The organism is Streptomyces cadmiisoli (genome assembly GCF_003261055.1).
Taxonomy (GTDB): Bacteria; Actinomycetota; Actinomycetes; order Streptomycetales; family Streptomycetaceae; genus Streptomyces; species Streptomyces cadmiisoli.
Genome location: NZ_CP030073.1, coordinates 2818478 through 2840417, shown reverse-complemented (window position 1 = coordinate 2840417; position 21940 = coordinate 2818478). Strand labels below are relative to the sequence as shown.

Sequence of the window (21940 nt, the reverse complement as noted above, 5' to 3'; positions counted from 1 at the left end):
GAAGCAACAACATGAGCAAGCTGCGCGTGGCGGTCCTCGGAGCGAAGGGCCGGATCGGTGCCGAGGCGGTACGAGCCGTCGAGGCGGCCGAGGACATGGAGCTGGTAGCCGCCCTCGGCCGGGGCGACAAACTGGAGACGCTGGCCGAGACCGGCGCCCAGGTCGCCGTCGAACTGACCACCCCGGCCTCGGTGATGGGCAACCTGGACTTCTGCGTCCGGCACGGCATCCACGCGGTGGTCGGCACCACCGGGTGGACCGAGGAGCGCCTCGCACAGCTCGAGGGCTGGCTGGCCCAGTCCCCGGAGACGGGCGTGCTGATCGCGCCCAACTTCTCCATCGGGGCCGTGCTCACCATGAGGTTCGCGCAGATCGCCGCCCCCTGGTTCGAGTCCGTCGAGGTCGTCGAACTGCATCACCCGAACAAGGTCGACGCGCCCAGCGGCACCGCCACGCGCACCGCCCAGCTCATCGCCGACGCCCGCCGCGCGGCCGGCACCGCTCCCGCGCCGGACGCCACCGTCACGGCCCTGGACGGCGCCCGCGGCGCCGACGTCGACGGCGTGCCCGTGCACGCCGTTCGCCTGCGTGGTCTGCTGGCCCACCAGGAGGTCCTCCTCGGTGGCGAGGGCGAGACCCTCACCATCCGGCACGACTCCCTCCACCACAGCAGCTTCATGCCGGGCATCCTGCTGGGCACGCGCCGTGTGGTGACCGCTCCGGGCCTGACCTTCGGCCTGGAGAACTTCCTGGACCTGGGCTGACACACCTATGCGAGCCAAGCTGTCCTACGCCCTGACCGCCGTCGTCCTGGTCTTCTACTTCGTCCTGGTCGGCAGCCGCGGTGTGCTGCTCATCAAGGCCGGCACGGTCATCACCGTCACCTTCGGCGTCGCGGTGCTGGTCCTGCCGCTGATCGGCGTGTGGTTCCTGTGGAAGAACACGCAGTTCGTCCAGCGGGCCAACCGGCTGGCCGCCGAGCTCGACGCCGAGGGCGGCCTGCCCGTCGACGAACTGCGGCGCCTGCCCAGCGGCCGGATCGACCGCGACTCGGCGGACGAGGTCTTCACCCGGCGCAAGGCCGAGACGGAGGCGGCTCCCGACGACTGGCGCACCTGGTTCCGCCTCGCCGTGGCATACCACGACGCCCGCGACACCCCGCGTGCCCGCAAAGCCATGCAGCGTGCCATCGCGCTGCGTGACGGCAAGCCGGTCAGCGCCTGACCTTCCCCGCACCGCCGGTCAGAGCGGTCGCAGCAGCAGGGGCCGGCCCGCACACGCGGGCCGGCCCCTGTCGTACGTACTGGCTGGACCGATCAACCATCACCGAGGGTCACTGAAGCCGGACGGACGACGCACTCGACGACGGCGGCGCACCAGGCTCTCCGCCGACGGCCCGCGGCTCCGGCCGGCCGGGCATCGGCAAATCCACTCGATGTCGGCAGCTCTCGGTTCCGGCCGCCCTTCGTAGGCGGCCTCGCCCCTCGCCGTCACTTGCCGGCGGAGCCACCATGCCGGTACTCGTCGGCCCAGACCTCCACCGTGTCCGCCGCCCGGTCGAAGGCTTCCGTTCGTGCCAGGAAGTCCGCGTTGTGCGTGGTCAGCAGTGTCGGTACGTCCTCGGAGGGGCGGCCCTCACGTACGAGGATCAGCGCCTGCCCCTGCACGGTGCGCGGCAGACCGAGCCAGCGCACCGGCTGCTGCACCGTGCGCACGGCGTCGACCCGATCCCACCGGAGTGTCCTGGTGAGGAAGAAGCTCACGTGCCGCAGCCCGTGGGCGCTCACCCACACACCCATGCGCAGCAGACGCAGGGCACCGATGATGATCACCAGCGCGATGCCGAACACCACCGAGGCGGAGGTGAGCGTGCCGGTCAGCGCGATGATCACGGCCGCGAAGAGCACGTACGAGGCGAGCAGCAAGCAGATCGCGGCCGCGCCCACTCGCCAGGGGCCGGGTCGGTAGGGCCGCCGCCAGCGGTCGCGGTCGTCGAACGGCAGCGCGATCTCGTCCGCCGAGTCGAAGGTGCGGTCGGCCGTCAGGAAAGGCAGGGGCACGGGCTGGTCCTCACTCAATCCATCCATGGGCTGTGCCCGGTGAGGTTATCGACCTGCGTCCACGCCCACCACCCAGGGGGTCCGTCCGAGTAAGCGCGGGCTCAACGCCCGTCGGCCGCCCGGGACTGCTGGGTCGGTGTCGACGCCTGGTCCGGCTCCAGCGCGGGCATGCCGACGATCAAGGAGCCGATCAGCGCGGCGACGATGGTGAGGCCCATGAGCGAGCGCCCGGCTATCTGCCCGGCGGTGGCGCGCTCACGGGGTGGGGGAGCGACATTGCTGCGGAACCTGTCGGCTTCGGCGAGGAAGGCGAAGGGCACGGGTTCACGCCGACGGAACATCGGGGGTGCTTCTCCTCTCGGGGGTCGAACGTCTCGGGATCGAACGAGCCGCTGTCACTGGGACAGACGAGCGAGTGCCCCAAAAGGTGCCCGGATTCACCGAATTCACAGAAGTTGCCGAAGTTCGGAGGCGTATGTGGCGGCCGGGCACCGAAAGACCCGATGTCGCACCCGGGGCGCGGAGCGGGCGGCGCCCGCCCGGAACAACCGGTCGGGTTGTTCTCCGCGATCCAGCGGACCCGATGCCACCCGCCCGTGCGGCCTTCAACGCCAGCGGTCGTGCGGCCCCGTGGCCGACATACGTTTCCCCGCCGGGCACTGATGTACGGATCCGCCGGGTGAAGTGTCCGTATTGCGGCATTTAGAGAAGTTCATCTAGCCTGATCAAACGGACCCGGCACTGCTTGAACCCCCGAGCAGGCAGTGCCGGGCTCCGTCTTTGTCCTGACTTTTCCCTCTCTCCGACGGCAGACCCGGCCGTGCGCAACGAGTAGCGTGTAACCCATGGCTCCGACCTCCACTCCGCAGACCCCCTTCGGGCGGGTCCTCACCGCCATGGTCACGCCCTTCACGGCGGACGGCGCACTCGACCTCGACGGCGCTCAGCGGCTCGCCACGCATCTGGTGGACGCAGGCAACGACGGCCTGATCATCAACGGCACCACGGGCGAGTCCCCGACCACCAGCGACGCGGAGAAATCGGATCTCGTACGAGCGGTCCTGGAGGCCGTGGGCGACCGGGCGCACATTGTTGCCGGAGTCGGCACCAACGACACCCACCACAGCATCGAGCTGGCCCGCGCCGCCGAGAGCATCGGCGCGCACGGCCTGCTCGTCGTCACGCCGTACTACAACAAGCCCCCGCAGGAGGGCCTGTACCGGCACTTCACGGCCATCGCCGATGCCGCCGGGCTGCCGGTCATGCTGTACGACATCCCCGGCCGCAGCGGAGTCCCGATCAACACGGAGACGCTCGTCCGCCTGGCGGAACACCCGCGGATCGTCGCCAACAAGGACGCCAAGGGCGACCTGGGCCGCGCGAGCTGGGCCATCGCCCGGTCGGGCCTCGCCTGGTACTCCGGCGACGACATGCTCAACCTCCCGCTGCTCTCCGTGGGCGCCGTCGGCTTCGTCTCCGTCGTCGGCCACGTGGCCACCCCCGAGCTGCGCGAACTCGTCGAGGCGTACCTCGCGGGCGACGTCCAGAAGGCCACCGAGATCCACCAGAAGCTGCTCCCGGTGTACACGGGCATGTTCCGCACCCAGGGCGTCATGACCACCAAGGCCGCCCTCGCCCTCCAGGGCCTGCCCGGCGGCCCCCTGCGTCCGCCCATGGTCGAACTCACGCCTCAGGAGATCGAGCAGCTCAAGATCGATCTTGCCGCCGGCGGGGTACAGCTCTGACAACGGACTTCGCCCGACCGGGCACGTAAAGACTTCACAACTGAATAAGCGGGCCACCGGTGCCCGCACCCCACAACGACAACTGCTTCTGCACGAACGTCACGCGCGCCACGTGCCCAACCGGTACGTGGCGCGTGTGGTGAGGAGAGTCTTTTGAGTCATCCGCATCCTGAACTCGGCCCGCCCCCGCCCCTTCCCACGGGCGGCCTGCGCGTCACCCCGCTCGGCGGCCTCGGCGAGATCGGCCGAAACATGACGGTCTTCGAATACGGCGGCCGTCTGCTGATCGTCGACTGCGGAGTGCTCTTCCCCGAGGAGGAGCAGCCCGGAATCGATCTGATCCTGCCGGACTTCAGCAGCATCCGGGACCGCCTCGACGACATCGAGGGCATCGTCCTCACCCACGGTCACGAGGACCACATCGGCGGTGTCCCCTACCTGCTCCGCGAGAAGCCGGACATCCCGCTGATCGGCTCCAAGCTGACGCTCGCCCTCATCGAGGCGAAGCTCCAGGAACACCGCATCCGCCCCTACACCCTGGAGGTGGCGGAGGGACACCGGGAGCGCATCGGCCCCTTCGACTGCGAGTTCGTGGCGGTCAACCACTCCATCCCCGACGCCCTCGCGGTCGCCATCCGCACACCCGCCGGCATGGTCGTCCACACCGGCGACTTCAAGATGGACCAGCTCCCGCTGGACAACCGCCTCACCGACCTGCACGCCTTCGCGCGCCTGAGCGAAGAAGGCATCGACCTTCTCCTCAGCGACTCCACGAACGCGGAGGTGCCCGGGTTCACGGCGCATGAGCGGGACATCTCCAACGTCCTGCGCCAGGTCTTCGGCGCGGCCCGCAAGCGCATCATCGTGGCCAGCTTCGCCAGCCACGTCCACCGCATCCAGCAGATCCTGGACGCGGCGCACGAGTACGGCCGCAGGGTGGCCTTCGTCGGCCGCTCCATGGTCCGCAACATGGGCATCGCCAGGGACCTCGGCTACCTGAAGGTCCCCCCGGGCCTAGTGGTGGACGTCAAGACACTCGACGACCTGCCGGACCACGAGGTGGTCCTGGTCTGCACCGGATCGCAGGGCGAACCCATGGCGGCCCTGTCGCGCATGGCCAACCGCGACCACCAGATCCGCATCGTCGACGGTGACACGGTGATCCTGGCGTCGTCACTGATCCCCGGCAACGAGAACGCGGTCTATCGCGTCATCAACGGTCTGACCCGCTGGGGCGCCAACGTCGTCCACAAGGGCAACGCCAAGGTCCACGTCTCCGGCCACGCGTCGGCGGGCGAGCTCCTGTACTTCTACAACATCTGCAAGCCGCGGAACCTGATGCCGGTGCACGGCGAATGGCGCCACCTGCGGGCCAACGCCGAGCTGGGAGCCCTGACCGGTGTCCCGCACGACCGCATCGTGATCGCCGAGGACGGAGTCGTCGTCGACCTCATCGAGGGCAAGGCGAAGATCTCCGGCAAGGTCCAGGCCGGCTATGTGTACGTCGACGGTCTCTCCGTGGGCGATGTCGGAGAACCCGCCCTCAAGGACCGCAGGATCCTGGGCGAAGAGGGCATCATCTCGGTCTTCGTCGTCGTGGACTCCTCCACGGGCAAGATCACCGGCGGGCCGCACATCCAGGCCCGCGGCTCCGGTATCGAGGACGCGGCCTTCGGCGACGTCGTCCCGAAGATCACCGAAATCCTGGAGCGCTCGGCCCAGGACGGCGTGGTCGAGCCCCACCAGCTTCAGCAACTCATCCGCCGCACGCTGGGCAAGTGGGTCTCCGACACGTATCGGCGCCGTCCGATGATCCTCCCGGTCGTGGTGGAGGTCTGACCCGCGTACGACCCTCGTACGCGTGAACTCGGAGCGGGGCGCCTCGATTTGCATCGAGGCGCCCCGCTCCAGTAGGTTTACGGCTCCGCCACCCCGGGAACCCGGATGCTTCACGCATCCGCAGGGACTCTCCGAGTGGGGGTGGAAATTCCGACTCAGAGTCTCTGATAAAGTCGGAACCGCCGGAAAGGAAAGCGCGAAAGCGCGGACCTGGAAAGCACCGAGGAAATCGGATCGAGAAAAGATCTGATAGAGTCGGAAACACCGAAGGGAAGCGCCCGGAGGAAAGCCCGAGAGGGTGAGTACGAAGGAAGCGTCCGTTCCTTGAGAACTCAACAGCGTGCCAAAAGTCAACGCCAGATATGTTGATACCCCGTCTCCAGCATCTGCTGGGGCGAGGTTCCTTTGAAATAACACAGCGAGGACGCTGTGAACGGTCGGATTATTCCTCCGATCGTTCCGCTCTCGTGGTGTTCGCCCCGATCACGGGGAAGCATTCACGGAGAGTTTGATCCTGGCTCAGGACGAACGCTGGCGGCGTGCTTAACACATGCAAGTCGAACGATGAAGCCCTTCGGGGTGGATTAGTGGCGAACGGGTGAGTAACACGTGGGCAATCTGCCCTGCACTCTGGGACAAGCCCTGGAAACGGGGTCTAATACCGGATATGAGCCTCTTCCGCATGGTTGAGGTTGTAAAGCTCCGGCGGTGCAGGATGAGCCCGCGGCCTATCAGCTTGTTGGTGAGGTAACGGCTCACCAAGGCGACGACGGGTAGCCGGCCTGAGAGGGCGACCGGCCACACTGGGACTGAGACACGGCCCAGACTCCTACGGGAGGCAGCAGTGGGGAATATTGCACAATGGGCGAAAGCCTGATGCAGCGACGCCGCGTGAGGGATGACGGCCTTCGGGTTGTAAACCTCTTTCAGCAGGGAAGAAGCGAAAGTGACGGTACCTGCAGAAGAAGCGCCGGCTAACTACGTGCCAGCAGCCGCGGTAATACGTAGGGCGCAAGCGTTGTCCGGAATTATTGGGCGTAAAGAGCTCGTAGGCGGCTTGTCACGTCGGTTGTGAAAGCCCGGGGCTTAACCCCGGGTCTGCAGTCGATACGGGCAGGCTAGAGTTCGGTAGGGGAGATCGGAATTCCTGGTGTAGCGGTGAAATGCGCAGATATCAGGAGGAACACCGGTGGCGAAGGCGGATCTCTGGGCCGATACTGACGCTGAGGAGCGAAAGCGTGGGGAGCGAACAGGATTAGATACCCTGGTAGTCCACGCCGTAAACGGTGGGCACTAGGTGTGGGCAACATTCCACGTTGTCCGTGCCGCAGCTAACGCATTAAGTGCCCCGCCTGGGGAGTACGGCCGCAAGGCTAAAACTCAAAGGAATTGACGGGGGCCCGCACAAGCGGCGGAGCATGTGGCTTAATTCGACGCAACGCGAAGAACCTTACCAAGGCTTGACATACACCGGAAACGTCTGGAGACAGGCGCCCCCTTGTGGTCGGTGTACAGGTGGTGCATGGCTGTCGTCAGCTCGTGTCGTGAGATGTTGGGTTAAGTCCCGCAACGAGCGCAACCCTTGTCCCGTGTTGCCAGCAGGCCCTTGTGGTGCTGGGGACTCACGGGAGACCGCCGGGGTCAACTCGGAGGAAGGTGGGGACGACGTCAAGTCATCATGCCCCTTATGTCTTGGGCTGCACACGTGCTACAATGGCCGGTACAATGAGCTGCGATACCGTGAGGTGGAGCGAATCTCAAAAAGCCGGTCTCAGTTCGGATTGGGGTCTGCAACTCGACCCCATGAAGTCGGAGTCGCTAGTAATCGCAGATCAGCATTGCTGCGGTGAATACGTTCCCGGGCCTTGTACACACCGCCCGTCACGTCACGAAAGTCGGTAACACCCGAAGCCGGTGGCCCAACCCTTGTGGAGGGAGCTGTCGAAGGTGGGACTGGCGATTGGGACGAAGTCGTAACAAGGTAGCCGTACCGGAAGGTGCGGCTGGATCACCTCCTTTCTAAGGAGCATCTAGGCTGCCAGGTTTACCTGGTGGTCCAGAGCCACTACGTCGGCGAACGATCGACGGTGGTTAGCTCATGGGTGGAACGTTGACTATTCGGCCAGGTCTTGGGTCGGGGGCTGCTAGTACTGCTCGTCAGAGCGTGGAACGCATGATCTTCGGACGGGGGCTGGCCGGGCACGCTGTTGGGTGTCTGAGGGAATGAAGTTTCCTTCAGTCGCCGGCCCCAGTGAACTCCGGTTTGGTCCGGGGGTGATGGGTGGTTGGTCGTTGTTTGAGAACTGCACAGTGGACGCGAGCATCTGTGGCCAAGTTTTTAAGGGCGCACGGTGGATGCCTTGGCACCAGGAACCGATGAAGGACGTGGGAGGCCACGATAGTCCCCGGGGAGTCGTCAACCAGGCTTTGATCCGGGGGTTTCCGAATGGGGAAACCCGGCAGTCGTCATGGGCTGTCACCCGCTGCTGAACACATAGGCAGTGTGGAGGGAACGAGGGGAAGTGAAACATCTCAGTACCCTCAGGAAGAGAAAACAACCGTGATTCCGGGAGTAGTGGCGAGCGAAACTGGATGAGGCCAAACCGTGTACGTGTGAGACCCGGCAGGGGTTGCGTATACGGGGTTGTGGGATCTCTCTTTTGCGGTCTGCCGGCCGTGAGACGAGTCAGAAACCGTTGATGTAGACGAAGGACATGCGAAAGGTCCGGCGTAGAGGGTAAGACCCCCGTAGTCGAAATGTCAGCGGCTTGTTTGAGAGACACCCAAGTAGCACGGGGCCCGAGAAATCCCGTGTGAATCTGGCGGGACCACCCGCTAAGCCTAAATATTCCCTGGTGACCGATAGCGGATAGTACCGTGAGGGAATGGTGAAAAGTACCCCGGGAGGGGAGTGAAATAGTACCTGAAACCGTGTGCCTACAAGCCGTGGGAGCGTCGGAATGTGCTTGCACATTCTCGTGACTGCGTGCCTTTTGAAGAATGAGCCTGCGAGTTTGCGGTGTGTTGCGAGGTTAACCCGGGTGGGGTAGCCGTAGCGAAAGCGAGTCCGAACAGGGCGTTTTTAGTAGCACGCTCAAGACCCGAAGCGGAGTGATCTAGCCATGGGCAGGTTGAAGCGGAGGTAAGACTTCGTGGAGGACCGAACCCACCAGGGTTGAAAACCTGGGGGATGACCTGTGGTTAGGGGTGAAAGGCCAATCAAACTCCGTGATAGCTGGTTCTCCCCGAAATGCATTTAGGTGCAGCGTCGTGTGTTTCTTGCCGGAGGTAGAGCACTGGATAGGCGATGGGCCCTACCGGGTTACTGACCTTAGCCAAACTCCGAATGCCGGTAAGTGAGAGCGCGGCAGTGAGACTGTGGGGGATAAGCTCCATGGTCGAGAGGGAAACAGCCCAGAGCATCGACTAAGGCCCCTAAGCGTACGCTAAGTGGGAAAGGATGTGGAGTCGCACAGACAACCAGGAGGTTGGCTTAGAAGCAGCCACCCTTGAAAGAGTGCGTAATAGCTCACTGGTCTAGTGATTCCGCGCCGACAATGTAGCGGGGCTCAAGCGTACCGCCGAAGTCGTGTCATTGCAGCATGTAGGGCCAACGCCCGCTGTGATGGGTAGGGGAGCGTCGTCTGCCGGGTGAAGCAGCACCGGAAGGTAGTTGTGGACGGTTGACGAGTGAGAATGCAGGCATGAGTAGCGATACAAACGTGAGAAACGTTTGCGCCGATTGACTAAGGGTTCCTGGGTCAAGCTGATCTGCCCAGGGTAAGTCGGGACCTAAGGCGAGGCCGACAGGCGTAGTCGATGGATAACCGGTTGATATTCCGGTACCCGCTGTGAAGCGTCAAACATCGAGCATCGTGATGCTAAGGCCGTGAAGCCGCCCTGATCTCTTCGGAGTTGAGGGGAGTGGTGGAGCCGCCGGACCAAGCGGTTAGTAGGTGAGTGATGGGGTGACGCAGGAAGGTAGTCCATCCCGGGCGGTGGTTGTCCCGGGGTAAGGGTGTAGGCCGTGCGATAGGTAAATCCGTCGCACTTGAGGCTGAGACCTGATGCCGAGCCGATTGTGGTGAAGTGGATGATCCTATGCTGTCGAGAAAAGCCTCTAGCGAGTTTCATGGCGGCCCGTACCCTAAACCGACTCAGGTGGTCAGGTAGAGAATACCGAGGCGTTCGGGTGAACTATGGTTAAGGAACTCGGCAAAATGCCCCCGTAACTTCGGGAGAAGGGGGGCCACGCCTGGTGAGAGCATTTACTGTTCGAGCTGGGGGTGGCCGCAGAGACCAGCGAGAAGCGACTGTTTACTAAAAACACAGGTCCGTGCGAAGCCGTAAGGCGATGTATACGGACTGACGCCTGCCCGGTGCTGGAACGTTAAGGGGACCGGTTAGCTCCATTTCGGTGGGGCGAAGCTGAGAACTTAAGCGCCAGTAAACGGCGGTGGTAACTATAACCATCCTAAGGTAGCGAAATTCCTTGTCGGGTAAGTTCCGACCTGCACGAATGGCGTAACGACTTCTCGACTGTCTCAACCATAGGCCCGGTGAAATTGCACTACGAGTAAAGATGCTCGTTTCGCGCAGCAGGACGGAAAGACCCCGGGACCTTTACTACAGTTTGATATTGGTGTTCGGTTCGGCTTGTGTAGGATAGCTGGGAGACTTTGAAGCTTGGACGCCAGTTCAGGTGGAGTCGTCGTTGAAATACCAGTCTGGTCGTGCTGGATGTCTAACCTGGGTCCGTGATCCGGATCAGGGACAGTGTCTGATGGGTAGTTTAACTGGGGCGGTTGCCTCCTAAAGAGTAACGGAGGCGCCCAAAGGTTCCCTCAGCCTGGTTGGTAATCAGGTGTTGAGTGTAAGTGCACAAGGGAGCTTGACTGTGAGACCGACGGGTCGAGCAGGGACGAAAGTCGGGACTAGTGATCCGGCGGTGGCTTGTGGAAGCGCCGTCGCTCAACGGATAAAAGGTACCCCGGGGATAACAGGCTGATCTTCCCCAAGAGTCCATATCGACGGGATGGTTTGGCACCTCGATGTCGGCTCGTCGCATCCTGGGGCTGGAGTCGGTCCCAAGGGTTGGGCTGTTCGCCCATTAAAGCGGTACGCGAGCTGGGTTTAGAACGTCGTGAGACAGTTCGGTCCCTATCCGCTGTGCGCGTAGGAGTCTTGAGAAGGGCTGTCCCTAGTACGAGAGGACCGGGACGGACGAACCTCTGGTGTGCCAGTTGTTCTGCCAAGGGCATGGCTGGTTGGCTACGTTCGGGAGGGATAACCGCTGAAAGCATCTAAGCGGGAAGCCTGCTTCGAGATGAGGGCTCCCACCCACTTGATGGGGTAAGGCTCCCAGTAGACGACTGGGTTGATAGGCCGGATATGGAAGCACGGTAACGTGTGGAGTTGACCGGTACTAATAGGCCGAGGGCTTGTCCTCAGTTGCTCGCGTCCACTGTGTTGGTTCTGAAACCACGAACAGCCCCGTATGGCCACATGCGGTCCGGTTGTCAGTTTCATAGTGTTTCGGTGGTTATAGCGTGAGGGAAACGCCCGGTTACATACCGAACCCGGAAGCTAAGCCTCACAGCGCCGATGGTACTGCAGGGGGGACCCTGTGGGAGAGTAGGACGCCGCCGAACAAACTTTGACAGGGTTGGACCCGGAATTTCGATTCCGGGTCCAACCCTTTTTTGTTCTGCGTCACTTGAAGTTCACGTTGCGCAACCACCATCCGCAGCATGGGTACTGCTGCAATGCTCAGAGCCGCCGGCATCGGTGTCGGTGACGAGGTCGTCGTGCCGGCCTTCGGGAACGCCGAGGTCTCGGAAGCCGTGGCTCTGGCGGGAGCTCTGCCGGTGTTCGCGGACATCGACCCGGTGTCGTACTGCCTCGACCCGTCCGCTGTCGAGGCGGTCGTGACCGGGCGCACCGCGGCGATCGTCGCCGTCCACCGGTTCGGTCGCCCGGCTGATGTCGTCGGCCTGCACGCGGTCGGGCAGCGGCACGGGATCCTGGTGCTGGAGCAGGGGGAGTCCGAGGCGCCGTACGACGAGGTGGCGCAGCGTCGGCAGCGGGCGGCCTATCTGGACACCAAGTTGAAGGGCGTGCGGACGCCCGACGGCGGTGTGGGGCACACGTACCAGCAGTACGTGGTCCGGGTGCCGGGGAACGGGAGGCCGGACCGGGACGCGTTCGCGCGCGCAGTACGGGCCAGGGGAGTCGAGTGCCGGGTGCCGGTCAAGACGCCGGTGCACCGACTGCCCGATTTCCGGCGCTGCGTGTCGCTGCCGGAGACCGAGCGGGCCGCTGAAGAAACGCTTGCGCTGCCTGTCGACGGGTCTTTGACGAGGCGTGACATGCAGCGGATCGTCTCGGCCTGCAATGCGCTCGGTGGTCTGTTGCAGCCCGCTTAGTGATCGGTCCGTGTCGGGCGATCGAGGTTGGGAGCACGGGTCTGTTCAGGGTATGATCTATTCCGTTGCCGCGAGGGAAACTTCGCAACGGCGACCGGCCCCTATAGCTCAGTCGGTAGAGCGTCTCCATGGTAAGGAGAAGGTCAACGGTTCGATTCCGTTTGGGGGCTCCACGACAAAAGGCCTCCGCCCTTTCGGGCGGGGGCCTTTTTCGTTGTTCAGGCGTTGTGGGGTGCCGGGACGCGCATGGCCAGGATGGCCATGTCGTCGGACGGGGCGTCCGACGCGAAGCGCTCCACGGCGCGCATGACACGGGCCGCCACCGCGCCCGCCGTGAGGCCGGTGCAGGTGGTGAGGACGTCGGTGAGGCCGTCGTCGCCCAGCATGCGGGTGCCTTCTCGGCGTTCGGTGACGCCGTCCGTGACACAGAGCAGGACGTCACCCGGATCGAGGATGACCGTCTGCTCGTAGAGGTCCAGGTCCTCCAGGACACCGAGGAGCGGCTGCGGTTCGGCGGCCGGCTCCACCGTGCCGTCCTGGCGCAGGCGGAGCGGGAGCGGGTGACCCGCGCAGACCACCTTCAGCTCGGCGCTGCCGTCCTCCAGTGTGCGCAGCTCGCCGTACAGGAGTGTCAGGAAGCGGCTGCGGGCGCCCTCGTCGAGGATCGCGGAGTTCAGCCGCTGCAGGACCGCCGGGCCGCTGAGGCCCTCGCGGGCCAGCAGACGCAGGGCGTGCCGGGCGAGACCGGTGACGGCCGCGGCGTTGGGGCCGGTGCCGCAGACGTCGCCGATGGCGAAGCCGTAGGCGCCGTCGCGGATGGGGAAGACGTCGTAGAAGTCGCCGCCGACCTCGTTGCCCTCGCCGGCCGCGCGGTAGATGACCTCGACCTCCACGCCCTCGATCTCCGGGAGTTCGGGTGGCAGGAGGCTGCGTTGGAGCGACTGGCTGATGGCCGTGCGCTCGGAGTACAGGCGCGCGTTGTCCAGGGCCAGGGCGGCCCGGCGGGAGAGGTCCTCGCCCAGTTCCAGGATCTCCTGGCGGAAGTGCTCGTCGATGGGCTTGCCGAGGGTCAGCATGCCGATGACGCGGTTGCGCGCGACCAGGGGGAGTACGACGGTCTCGCCGCCCACCGCGGACGCGGTCGCCAGGGTCGTACCGATTCCGGAGCTGACCGTGGTCGGTTCGCCCAGGCCCAGGCTGCGCATGGAGGAGCGCAGGGCGGCCTGGTGGGCGGCCTCCGCCGGGGCCGACCAGACGCGCGCGCCGGGTGTGGGGACCGGGTCGGGCGGCGGGATCCGGGACAGCAGGGACTTGATGCCGTCGATGAGTTCCTCGTCCTCGTGCAGGACGTACGAGAGGTAGGGCTCGGAGGCCTGGTCGGCGATCGTGTAGACCGCGCACCAGGTGGCCAGCGTGGGGACCGTCATCTGGGCCATGAGGGCCAAGGTCTGGTCGCGGTCCAGGGTGCCGGCGAGCAGGTCGGAGGCCTCGACGAGGAAGCTGAGGGAGCCGCGGCGCAGGCGTTCGAGTTCGCCGAGGCGGGCGGACTCGACGGCCAGTGCGATGCGGTCGGCGGCGAACTGGAGACGCAGCGCCTCCTCGTTGGAGTATCTGCCCGCTCCCTCCGCGGCGACGCCGAGGGAGCCGGTGAGGCGGCCCTCGACCTTCAGCGGGACGGTGACGACCGAGCGCATCCCGGTGCCGTTCAGCAGGGGCACCGCGCCGGGGACCGCCGCGAGGTCGTCGTGGACGGCCGGCATGCGGGCGGAGCCGTACCGGCCGGGGCCCGCCTCCACGGGGACGCGGGCGAAGCGCTGGCGGGCGGAGGGCAGGCCGGTGGAGGCGCGGACCTCCAGTTCCGTCTCGTCGTCCGTGGCGAGGAGCAGGAAGGCGGAGTCGCCGTCGAGCATGTCGCGGGCGCGTTCCACCGTGCGCTGGAGCAGGCCGTCGAGGTCGTCCGGGGCGGGGGAGCCGATGAAGACCTCGAAGGGGTCGGTGTTCTGGCCTTCGGAGGAGCTGCCGGAGTCCGACGCGGGCAGGCGCATCGGGGTCTGCAGGACGGCGCGCTCGTGGTCGCGGACGAGGAGGCAGACGGTCGACGGCTCGCCGGCCGTGTCGCGGACGCGGAGGTGGGAGGCATAGACGGGGACGACGCGGCCGGCCGCGTCGCGGACGCCGTAGCTGCCCTCCCAGCGGGAGAGTTGGAGGGCCTCCGCGATGCCCGTGCTGGTGCCGGGGGTGTGCGGCCAGGCCGCCAGGTCGGTGAGGGGCTTGCCGATGACCTGTTCGCCCGGGTAGCCGAAGAGTTCCTCGGCGTCTTCGTTCCAGGCGGTGATGGAGGAGTTCCGGTCGATCTGGATGACGGCGACGCGGACCCGGCTGTCGGCCAGCGGCAGCAGGTCGGCCGGGAGGGAGGGGCCGGCGGTGCGGGTGCCCACGGGACGCTCGGGGAGGTCGAGTTGGAACCAGACCTGTTTGTGCGTGGGGGTGTACTCGACGCCCCAGCGGGCGGCGAGGGCCGCGCACAGTTGGAGGCCGCGCCCGCCCTCGCGGTCGAGGCTGCCCATGTTGACGGCCGACCCCTGGAGCGGCACCTCGCGTTCCGGGTAGTGGTCGGCGACCTCGATGCGTACGCCGCCTTCGGTGCGCAGACACAGCACGTCGGCGGTGGTGCCCGCGTGGACGACGGCGTTGGTGACCAGTTCGCTGGTGAGGACGACGGCGTCGTCGACCACGTCGCCGTAGCCCCAGCCCTGGAGCGTGTCGCGGACGAAGGAGCGTGCGGAGGCGACCGATCGCCCGACGGGCTCGAAACTGGCGGCCGCGCGCGCGGTGATCACTGAACTCCTCGACCTGCTTTCGACGTGCTCGGCCCCTTCGTCGACCGACTCCCGTCGCGTCTGCGACGGCATGCCGCTCGTCGGCCGGGGGTCCGGGGGCTGTCCCCCAGGGATCAGTCCGGTGGTCATGTGTGCGGCCGCCCCTCCGATGCCCGCTCGTTGTCGTGCCACCGCCCAGGCCGGACGGACCGGCGCGGCTGGACAGCCGCATGCAAGGTTACTTACCTTCGCCGTCCATGCGGATGCCGGTCTGCTGTGTTTCCGTCCGGAGGGTGTGCGGACGGTGTGCGAAGCTGCCGAACTGTTATGGCCTGGTTCGGCATGGGTGAAACACTGGGCAGGCTTCCGGTGGAGGTTCGGGCAGGCCGAGACTGTGATCCGCGTGTGGCGGGCAGGAGCCTTCGGTGCGGCCCGGTGCCCCCGCCGGTGAGCGCGGCCCGCTCGGTGGGTCGCGACACGCAGAATGAACCGGTACGCCGAGCAGTAGTAGTACCCGAGCACAGCAGTAACGGTCGACCCCTGCGGGAGGGACACAGTGGAGTCTGGCGCAGCGACGCGGGGCACTAAGCCGCGTGCGAAGGGCGGACAGTCCCCGAGCAATCGGAACGGGACCACCGAGGTGGACACGGCCGCCCTGAACCGGCTGCTCGCGGCTCTGGTGTCGATGCGGGACGGCAACTTCCGCAGGCGGCTCACGGTGTCCGGCGACGGCGTGATGGCGGAGATCGCGGCCGTCTTCAACGAGGTCGCCGACCGCAATCTGCACCTGACGGGCGAGCTGTCGCGTGTCCGTCGGGTGGTGGGGCGTGAGGGCAAGCTCACAGAACGGCTGGAAACGGGCGCCTGCGAGGGCTCCTGGGCGGCGGCGATCGACGCGTCGAACGCCCTGGTCGACGATCTGGTGTGGCCCGTGTCCGAGGTCAGCCGGGTGCTGTCCGCGGTCGCGGAGGGCGATCTGGTGCCGCGGATGGAGCTGCGGACGCAGGCTCCCGACGGGAGCGGGCACCCGCTGCGCGGCGAGTTCCTGAAGGTCGGGCGGACCGTCAACAACCTGGTCGACCAGCTGTCGACGTTCACCGACGAGGTCACCCGGGTGGCCAGCGAGGTGGGTACCGAGGGCAAGCTGGGCGGACAGGCCCAGGTGCGCGGTATGTCGGGTTCGTGGAAGGACCTGACGGAGTCCGTCAACACCATGGCGTACCGGCTCACCGCTCAGGTGCGGGACATCGCGCTGGTGACCACCGCGGTGGCCAAGGGTGATCTGTCCCGGAAGGTCACGGTTCACGTGGCCGGCGAGATGCTGGAGCTGAAGGAAACCGTCAACACGATGGTGGACCAGCTCTCGGCGTTCTCCTCCGAGGTGACCCGGGTGGCCCGCGAGGTGGGCACCGAGGGCGAGCTGGGCGGGCAGGCCCAGGTGCCCGGCGTGGCCGGCGTGTGGAAGGAGCTGACCGACTCCGTCAACACGATGGCCGGCAACCTCACGGCCCAGGTGCGCGGTATCGCGGAGGTCACGACGGCCGTCGCCAGCGGTGACCTCTCGCGCAAGGTGACGGTCCAGGCACGCGGTGAGGTGGCGCAGCTCGCCGAGACGATCAACCAGATGACCGAGACGCTGCGCATTTTCGCCGACGAGGTCACGCGCGTGGCCAACGAGGTCGGCGGCGAGGGGCGGCTCGGCGGGCAGGCGAACGTGCCGGGCGCGGCGGGGACGTGGAAGGACCTGACGGACTCCGTCAACACGGTGTTCCGCAACCTCACCACGCAGGTGCGCGACATCGCGGCCGTGACGACGGCGGTGGCCAACGGCGACCTGTCGCAGAAGGTCACGGTGGACGTGGCCGGCGAGATGCTGGAGCTGAAGAACACCGTCAACGGCATGGTGGACCAGCTGTCCGCCTTCGGTTCCGAGGTCACGCGCGTGGCGCGGGAGATCGGGCACGAGGGTGAGCTGGGCGGCCAGGCGCAGGTGCCGGGCGCGGCGGGGACGTGGAAGGACCTGACGGACTCCGTCAACACGGCGTTCCGGAATCTCACCGGACAGGTGAGGAACATTGCGCAGGTCACGACGGCGGTGGCCAACGGCGACCTGTCGCAGAAGGTCACGGTGGACGTCTCCGGCGAGATGCTCCAGCTGAAGAACACCGTGAACACGATGGTGGACCAGCTGTCCTCCTTCGCGGACCAGGTCACGACGATGGCCCGGGAGGTCGGCACCGAGGGCCGGCTCGGCGGTCAGGCGCGGGTCGACGGCGTGTCGGGCACCTGGAAGGAGCTGACCGACTCGGTCAACTCCATCACCGGCAACCTGACGGCTCAGGTGCGGCAGATCGCGCAGGTGACGACGGCGGTGGCGCGGGGTGACCTGTCGCAGAAGATCACGGTGGACGCGCGCGGCGAGATCCTGGAGCTGAAGAACACCGTCAACACGATGGTGGACCAGCTGTCGTCGTTCGCCGAGCAGGTGACCCGGGTGGCCCGTGAGGTGGGTACGGAGGGCCGGCTCGGCGGTCAGGCGCAGGTGCCCGGCGTCGCCGGTGTGTGGCGCGACCTGACCGACTCCGTGAACGGCATGGCCGGCAACCTGACGGCTCAGGTGCGGCAGATCGCGCAGGTCGCGACCGCGGTGGCGCGGGGTGACCTGTCGCAGAAGATCACGGTGGACGCGCGCGGCGAGATCCTGGAGCTGAAGAACACCCTCAACACGATGGTGGACCAGCTCTCCTCGTTCGCGGAGGAGGTCACCAGGGTGGCCCGCGAGGTGGGCACCGAGGGCAAGCTGGGCGGTCAGGCCGAGGTGCAGGGGGTCTCCGGCACCTGGAAGGACCTCACCCAGTCCGTGAACTTCATGGCGAACAACCTCACCGTGCAGGTGCGCAGCATCGCCGATGTGACGACGGCCGTCGCCAAGGGCGACCTGTCGAAGAAGATCACCGTCGACGCCAAGGGCGAGATCCTCGAACTGGTCACGACCGTCAACACGATGGTCGACCAGCTGTCGTCGTTCGCCGACCAGGTGACCCGGGTGGCCCGTGAGGTGGGCACCGAGGGCATCCTGGGCGGTCAGGCGCACGTGCCGGGCGTCACGGGCATCTGGAAGGACCTCAGCGACAACGTCAACCTGATGGCGAAGAACCTGACCGTCCAGGTGCGCAACATCTCCCAGGTCGCGGCGGCCGTCGCCAACGGCGACCTGACGAGGACGGTGACGATCGAGGCGCGCGGCGAGGTCGCGCAGCTCGCCGACACCTTCAACACGATGGTGAAGACGCTGAGTTCGTTCGCCGACCAGGTCACCAAGGTGGCCCGCGAGGTGGGCACGGACGGGATCCTCGGCGGTCAGGCGCACGTGCCGGGTGTGGCGGGCACCTGGAAGGACCTCACCGAGTCCGTGAACCAGATGGCGTCCAACCTGACCGGCCAGGTGCGCAACATCGCGATGGTGACCACCGCCATCGCCAAGGGCGACCTGACGAAGAAGATCGACATCGATGCGCGCGGTGAGATCCTCGAGCTGAAGACGACCATCAACACGATGGTCGACCAGCTGTCCTCGTTCGCCGAGGAGGTCACCCGTGTCGCCCGCGAGGTGGGCACGGAGGGCCAGCTGGGCGGTCAGGCACGCGTGCGTGACGTGGACGGCACCTGGCGCGACCTCACCGAGTCCGTGAACGAGATGGCCGGGAACCTGACCCGGCAGGTGCGTGCCATCGCGCGCGTGGCGACCGCGGTGACCCGCGGCGACCTGAACCTGAAGATCGACGTGGACGCCTCCGGCGAGATCCAGGAGCTCCAGGACTACATCAACAAGATGATCGCCAACCTGCGCGACACCACGATCGCCAACAAGGAGCAGGACTGGCTCAAGGGCAACCTCGCCCGGATCTCCGCGCTGATGCAGGGCCGCCGCGATCTGGAGGACGTGGCCTCGCTGATCATGAGCGAGCTGACCCCGGTGGTCTCGGCGCAGCACGGCGCGTTCTTCGTCGCGATGCCGTTCGGCGACAGCTCCGACCCGGACGACCGGTTGGAGCTGCGGATGCTGGGCTCGTACGGCTACTCGATGGGCTCCATGCCGACGTCGTTCCGTTCGGGTGAGGCGCTGGTCGGGACGGCCGCCCAGGAGAAGCGCACGATCCTGGTGGAGAACGCGCCCAGCGGCTATCTGAAGATCTCCTCGGGGCTCGGCGAGGCGCCGCCCGCGCAGGTGATCGTGCTTCCGGTGCTGTTCGAGGGCCAGGTCCTCGGTGTCATCGAACTGGCGTCGTTCACGCCGTTCACGCACATCCAGAAGGACTTCCTCAACCAGATCGCCGAGATGATCGCGACCAGCGTCAACACCATCTCCGTCAACACCAAGACGGAGGTGCTGCTGAAGCAGTCGCAGGAGCTGACCGAGCAACTGCGCGAGCGGTCGGCAGAGTTGGAGAACCGGCAGAAGGCCCTCCAGGCGTCCAACGCCGAACTGGAGGAGAAGGCCGAGCTGCTGGCCCAGCAGAACCGCGACATCGAGGTGAAGAACACCGAGATCGAGGAGGCCCGGCAGGTCCTGGAGGAGCGCGCCGAGCAGCTCGCGGTCTCCATGCGCTACAAGAGCGAGTTCCTCGCCAACATGTCGCACGAGCTGCGTACGCCGCTGAACTCGCTGCTGATCCTGGCCAAGCTGCTCGCCGACAACGCGGACGGGAACCTCACCCCGAAGCAGGTCGAGTTCGCCGAGACCATTCACGGAGCCGGCTCCGACCTGCTCCAGCTGATCAACGACATCCTGGACCTGTCGAAGGTCGAGGCGGGCAAGATGGACGTCTCACCGACGCGTATCGCGCTCGTCCAGCTCGTGGACTACGTGGAGGCCACGTTCCGGCCGCTGACCGCGGAGAAGGGCCTGGACCTGTCCGTGCGGGTGTCGCCGGAGCTGCCCGCCACGCTGCACACGGACGAGCAGCGGCTGCTCCAGGTGCTGCGCAACCTGTTGTCCAACGCGGTGAAGTTCACCGACTCCGGTTCGGTGGAACTGGTGATCCGGCCCGCGCGCGACGACGTGCCGCAGCGGATCCGGGAGCAGCTGCTGGAGGCCGGTTCGCTGGCGGATCCGGACGCGGAGCTGATCGCGTTCTCGGTGACCGACACCGGTATCGGTATCGCGGCCAGCAAGATGCGGGTGATCTTCGAGGCGTTCAAGCAGGCGGACGGCACCACCAGCCGCAAGTACGGAGGCACCGGACTCGGCCTGTCGATCTCCCGCGAGATCGCGCAACTCCTCGGCGGCGAGATCCACGCTCAGAGCGAGCCCGGCCGTGGGTCGACGTTCACGCTGTACCTGCCGCTGCACCCGAGCGAACTCCCGCCGCACGGCTACCAGCAGCCAGCGCCCGTCCCGTCGGCCGGCGGGCTCACGGAGGCGTGGCCGGAGCTCGCGGAGTCAGTGGTCGAGACTCCCGCCGAGGTGAAGTCGTACCGGGAGACGCAGAACGGCGCGGCGGCGCTGTTCCGGCGGCGCCGCAGGACCGTTCCGGCGAGCGACCCGCGGGCCCTGCCGCAGGAGCAGTGGCCGATCGCCGCCGAGGAGCCGGAGGCGCAGCCGCGCGGCATCCGGTTCGGCGGCGAGAAGGTGCTGATCGTCGACGACGACATCCGCAACGTCTTCGCGCTCACCAGCGTCCTCGAACAGCACGGGCTGTCGGTGCTGTACGCCGAGAACGGCCGCGAGGGCATCGAGGTCCTGGAGCAGCACGAGGACGTCGCGGTCGTCCTGATGGACATCATGATGCCGGAGATGGACGGTTATGCGACGACGACGGCGATTCGCCGGATGCCGCAGTTCGCCGGGCTGCCGATCATCGCGCTGACGGCCAAGGCGATGAAGGGCGACCGGGAGAAGGCGCTCGAGTCGGGAGCGTCCGACTATGTCACCAAGCCGGTCGATCCCGATCACCTTCTGACGGTGATGGAGCAGTGGATGCAGGGAGAATGAACCGTAGATGTTCATCCGAACTTGCTGACTCAGTGTGGCCGTAGCCGTGTACAAGTACGGGATTCGGGGAACCTTCTGGTCTCCCCCCACGTTTGTGCTACGTGCACAGTGACATCGCGGTGACAGGGTGTGGCGACGGGCGGGGTGCGGCTACGATGACCGGCACGAGGATGGGCGGCGCAACGGAGTCGGCCCACGGGGCGGCGCCCGGTGCACTGCCGGGGCGAGGAGGGCGGGCCATGGTGCAGAAGGCCAAGATCCTCCTGGTCGATGACCGGCCGGAGAATCTGCTGGCGCTGGAGGCGATCCTCTCGGCGCTCGATCAGACGCTGGTGCGGGCATCGTCCGGGGAGGAAGCGCTCAAAGCACTGCTCACGGACGACTTCGCGGTCATTCTGCTGGACGTCCAGATGCCGGGAATGGACGGGTTCGAAACCGCCGCGCACATCAAGCGCCGGGAGCGGACCCGGGACATCCCGATCATCTTTCTCACCGCGATCAATCACGGCCCGCACCACACCTTCCGCGGCTACGCGGCAGGAGCGGTCGACTACATCTCCAAGCCGTTCGACCCGTGGGTGCTGCGCGCCAAGGTCTCGGTCTTCGTCGAGCTGTACATGAAGAACTGCCAGCTGCGGGAGCAGGCGGCGCTGCTTCGCCTCCAGCTGGAGGGCGGCGGCAAGAGCGCGGTCGGCGGCAAGGAGGCGGCGGGTCTGCTCGCGGAGCTGTCGGCGCGTCTGGCGGCCGTGGAGGAGCAGGCCGAGGCGCTGTCCAAGCAGCTCGACGACGAGGCGGCGGACGCGGCCGCGGTCGCCACGGCGGCTCATCTGGAGCGCAAGCTCACGGGATTGCGCCGGGCGCTCGACGCGCTGGAGCCGGGCACCGGCGGCGCCCCCTCGGTGCCGTCGCAGAACTGAAGTCGGGCCGGGGTCAGTTGCCGGGCGTCCCACGCGGCGCCCGCGCCGGGCTCGCGGCAGCCGGCCGGCGCGAATGGTGATCAGGACGAACGCGCCCGGCGCCGCCCCCGGAAACCGCTCCCCGGCACCTGAGCACCGCG

General features: G+C 66.4%; 10 protein-coding genes, 1 tRNA gene and 3 rRNA genes. 11 read left to right on the top strand and 3 right to left on the bottom strand.

Annotation, left to right across the window (positions count from 1 at the left end; translation table 11 throughout):
- Positions 1–11 precede the first annotated feature (11 nt).
- A complete protein-coding gene (dapB, locus tag DN051_RS11850) occupies positions 12–764 on the top strand; it encodes a 4-hydroxy-tetrahydrodipicolinate reductase (RefSeq protein WP_053763278.1) in 753 nt (250 codons plus the stop codon).
- A gap of 7 nt (positions 765–771) precedes the next feature.
- Entirely contained in the window at positions 772–1224 is a 453-nt protein-coding gene (locus DN051_RS11845) for a tetratricopeptide repeat protein (protein WP_112438671.1), read from the top strand.
- A gap of 266 nt (positions 1225–1490) precedes the next feature.
- Here the strand turns inward: DN051_RS11845 and DN051_RS11840 are convergent, their stop codons facing one another.
- Positions 1491–2060, bottom strand: coding sequence for a hypothetical protein (locus DN051_RS11840; RefSeq protein ID WP_112438670.1), 570 nt, complete (start codon positions 2058–2060; stop codon positions 1491–1493).
- A gap of 101 nt (positions 2061–2161) precedes the next feature.
- The gene (locus tag DN051_RS11835; RefSeq protein WP_053763281.1) at positions 2162–2401 is read right to left on the bottom strand and encodes a hypothetical protein; all 240 of its coding nucleotides are present in this window, start codon (positions 2399–2401) and stop codon (positions 2162–2164) included.
- Between the two features lie 504 nt (positions 2402–2905).
- Here DN051_RS11835 and dapA point away from each other — a divergent pair.
- The 7 genes from dapA to DN051_RS11795 all read left to right on the top strand — a co-directional run bounded on the left by dapA (position 2906) and on the right by DN051_RS11795 (position 12242).
- Positions 2906–3805, top strand: coding sequence for a 4-hydroxy-tetrahydrodipicolinate synthase (dapA, locus tag DN051_RS11830; RefSeq protein WP_112438669.1), 900 nt, complete (start codon positions 2906–2908; stop codon positions 3803–3805).
- Between the two features lie 153 nt (positions 3806–3958).
- Positions 3959–5644, top strand: coding sequence for a ribonuclease J (locus tag DN051_RS11825; protein ID WP_053763283.1), 1686 nt, complete (start codon positions 3959–3961; stop codon positions 5642–5644).
- Between the two features lie 496 nt (positions 5645–6140).
- Positions 6141–7663 (top strand): 16S ribosomal RNA (locus tag DN051_RS11815).
- 309 nt (positions 7664–7972) lie between these two features.
- A 23S ribosomal RNA gene (locus DN051_RS11810) occupies positions 7973–11093 on the top strand.
- 85 nt (positions 11094–11178) lie between these two features.
- A 5S ribosomal RNA gene (gene rrf / locus DN051_RS11805) occupies positions 11179–11295 on the top strand.
- The 16S, 23S and 5S rRNA genes sit together here, the layout of an rRNA operon.
- A 114-nt stretch (positions 11296–11409) precedes the next feature.
- Entirely contained in the window at positions 11410–12069 is a 660-nt protein-coding gene (locus DN051_RS11800) for a DegT/DnrJ/EryC1/StrS family aminotransferase (RefSeq protein WP_112438668.1), read from the top strand.
- A gap of 97 nt (positions 12070–12166) precedes the next feature.
- Positions 12167–12242: transfer RNA gene (locus tag DN051_RS11795), tRNA-Thr, on the top strand.
- A 45-nt stretch (positions 12243–12287) separates the two neighbouring features.
- Here DN051_RS11795 and DN051_RS11790 read toward each other — a convergent pair.
- Positions 12288–15038, bottom strand: coding sequence for a SpoIIE family protein phosphatase (locus DN051_RS11790; protein ID WP_112438667.1), 2751 nt, complete (start codon positions 15036–15038; stop codon positions 12288–12290).
- A 406-nt stretch (positions 15039–15444) separates the two neighbouring features.
- On the opposite strand from DN051_RS11790, the gene DN051_RS11780 reads away from it, so the two are divergent.
- Positions 15445–20883: a HAMP domain-containing protein gene (locus DN051_RS11780; RefSeq protein WP_112438666.1), complete on the top strand. Its 5439-nt coding sequence runs from the start codon at positions 15445–15447 to the stop codon at positions 20881–20883.
- A 239-nt stretch (positions 20884–21122) separates the two neighbouring features.
- Complete coding sequence (locus tag DN051_RS11775; protein ID WP_053756726.1) at positions 21123–21800, top strand: response regulator; 678 nt, start codon at positions 21123–21125, stop codon at positions 21798–21800.
- Positions 21801–21940: the final 140 nt, after the last annotated feature.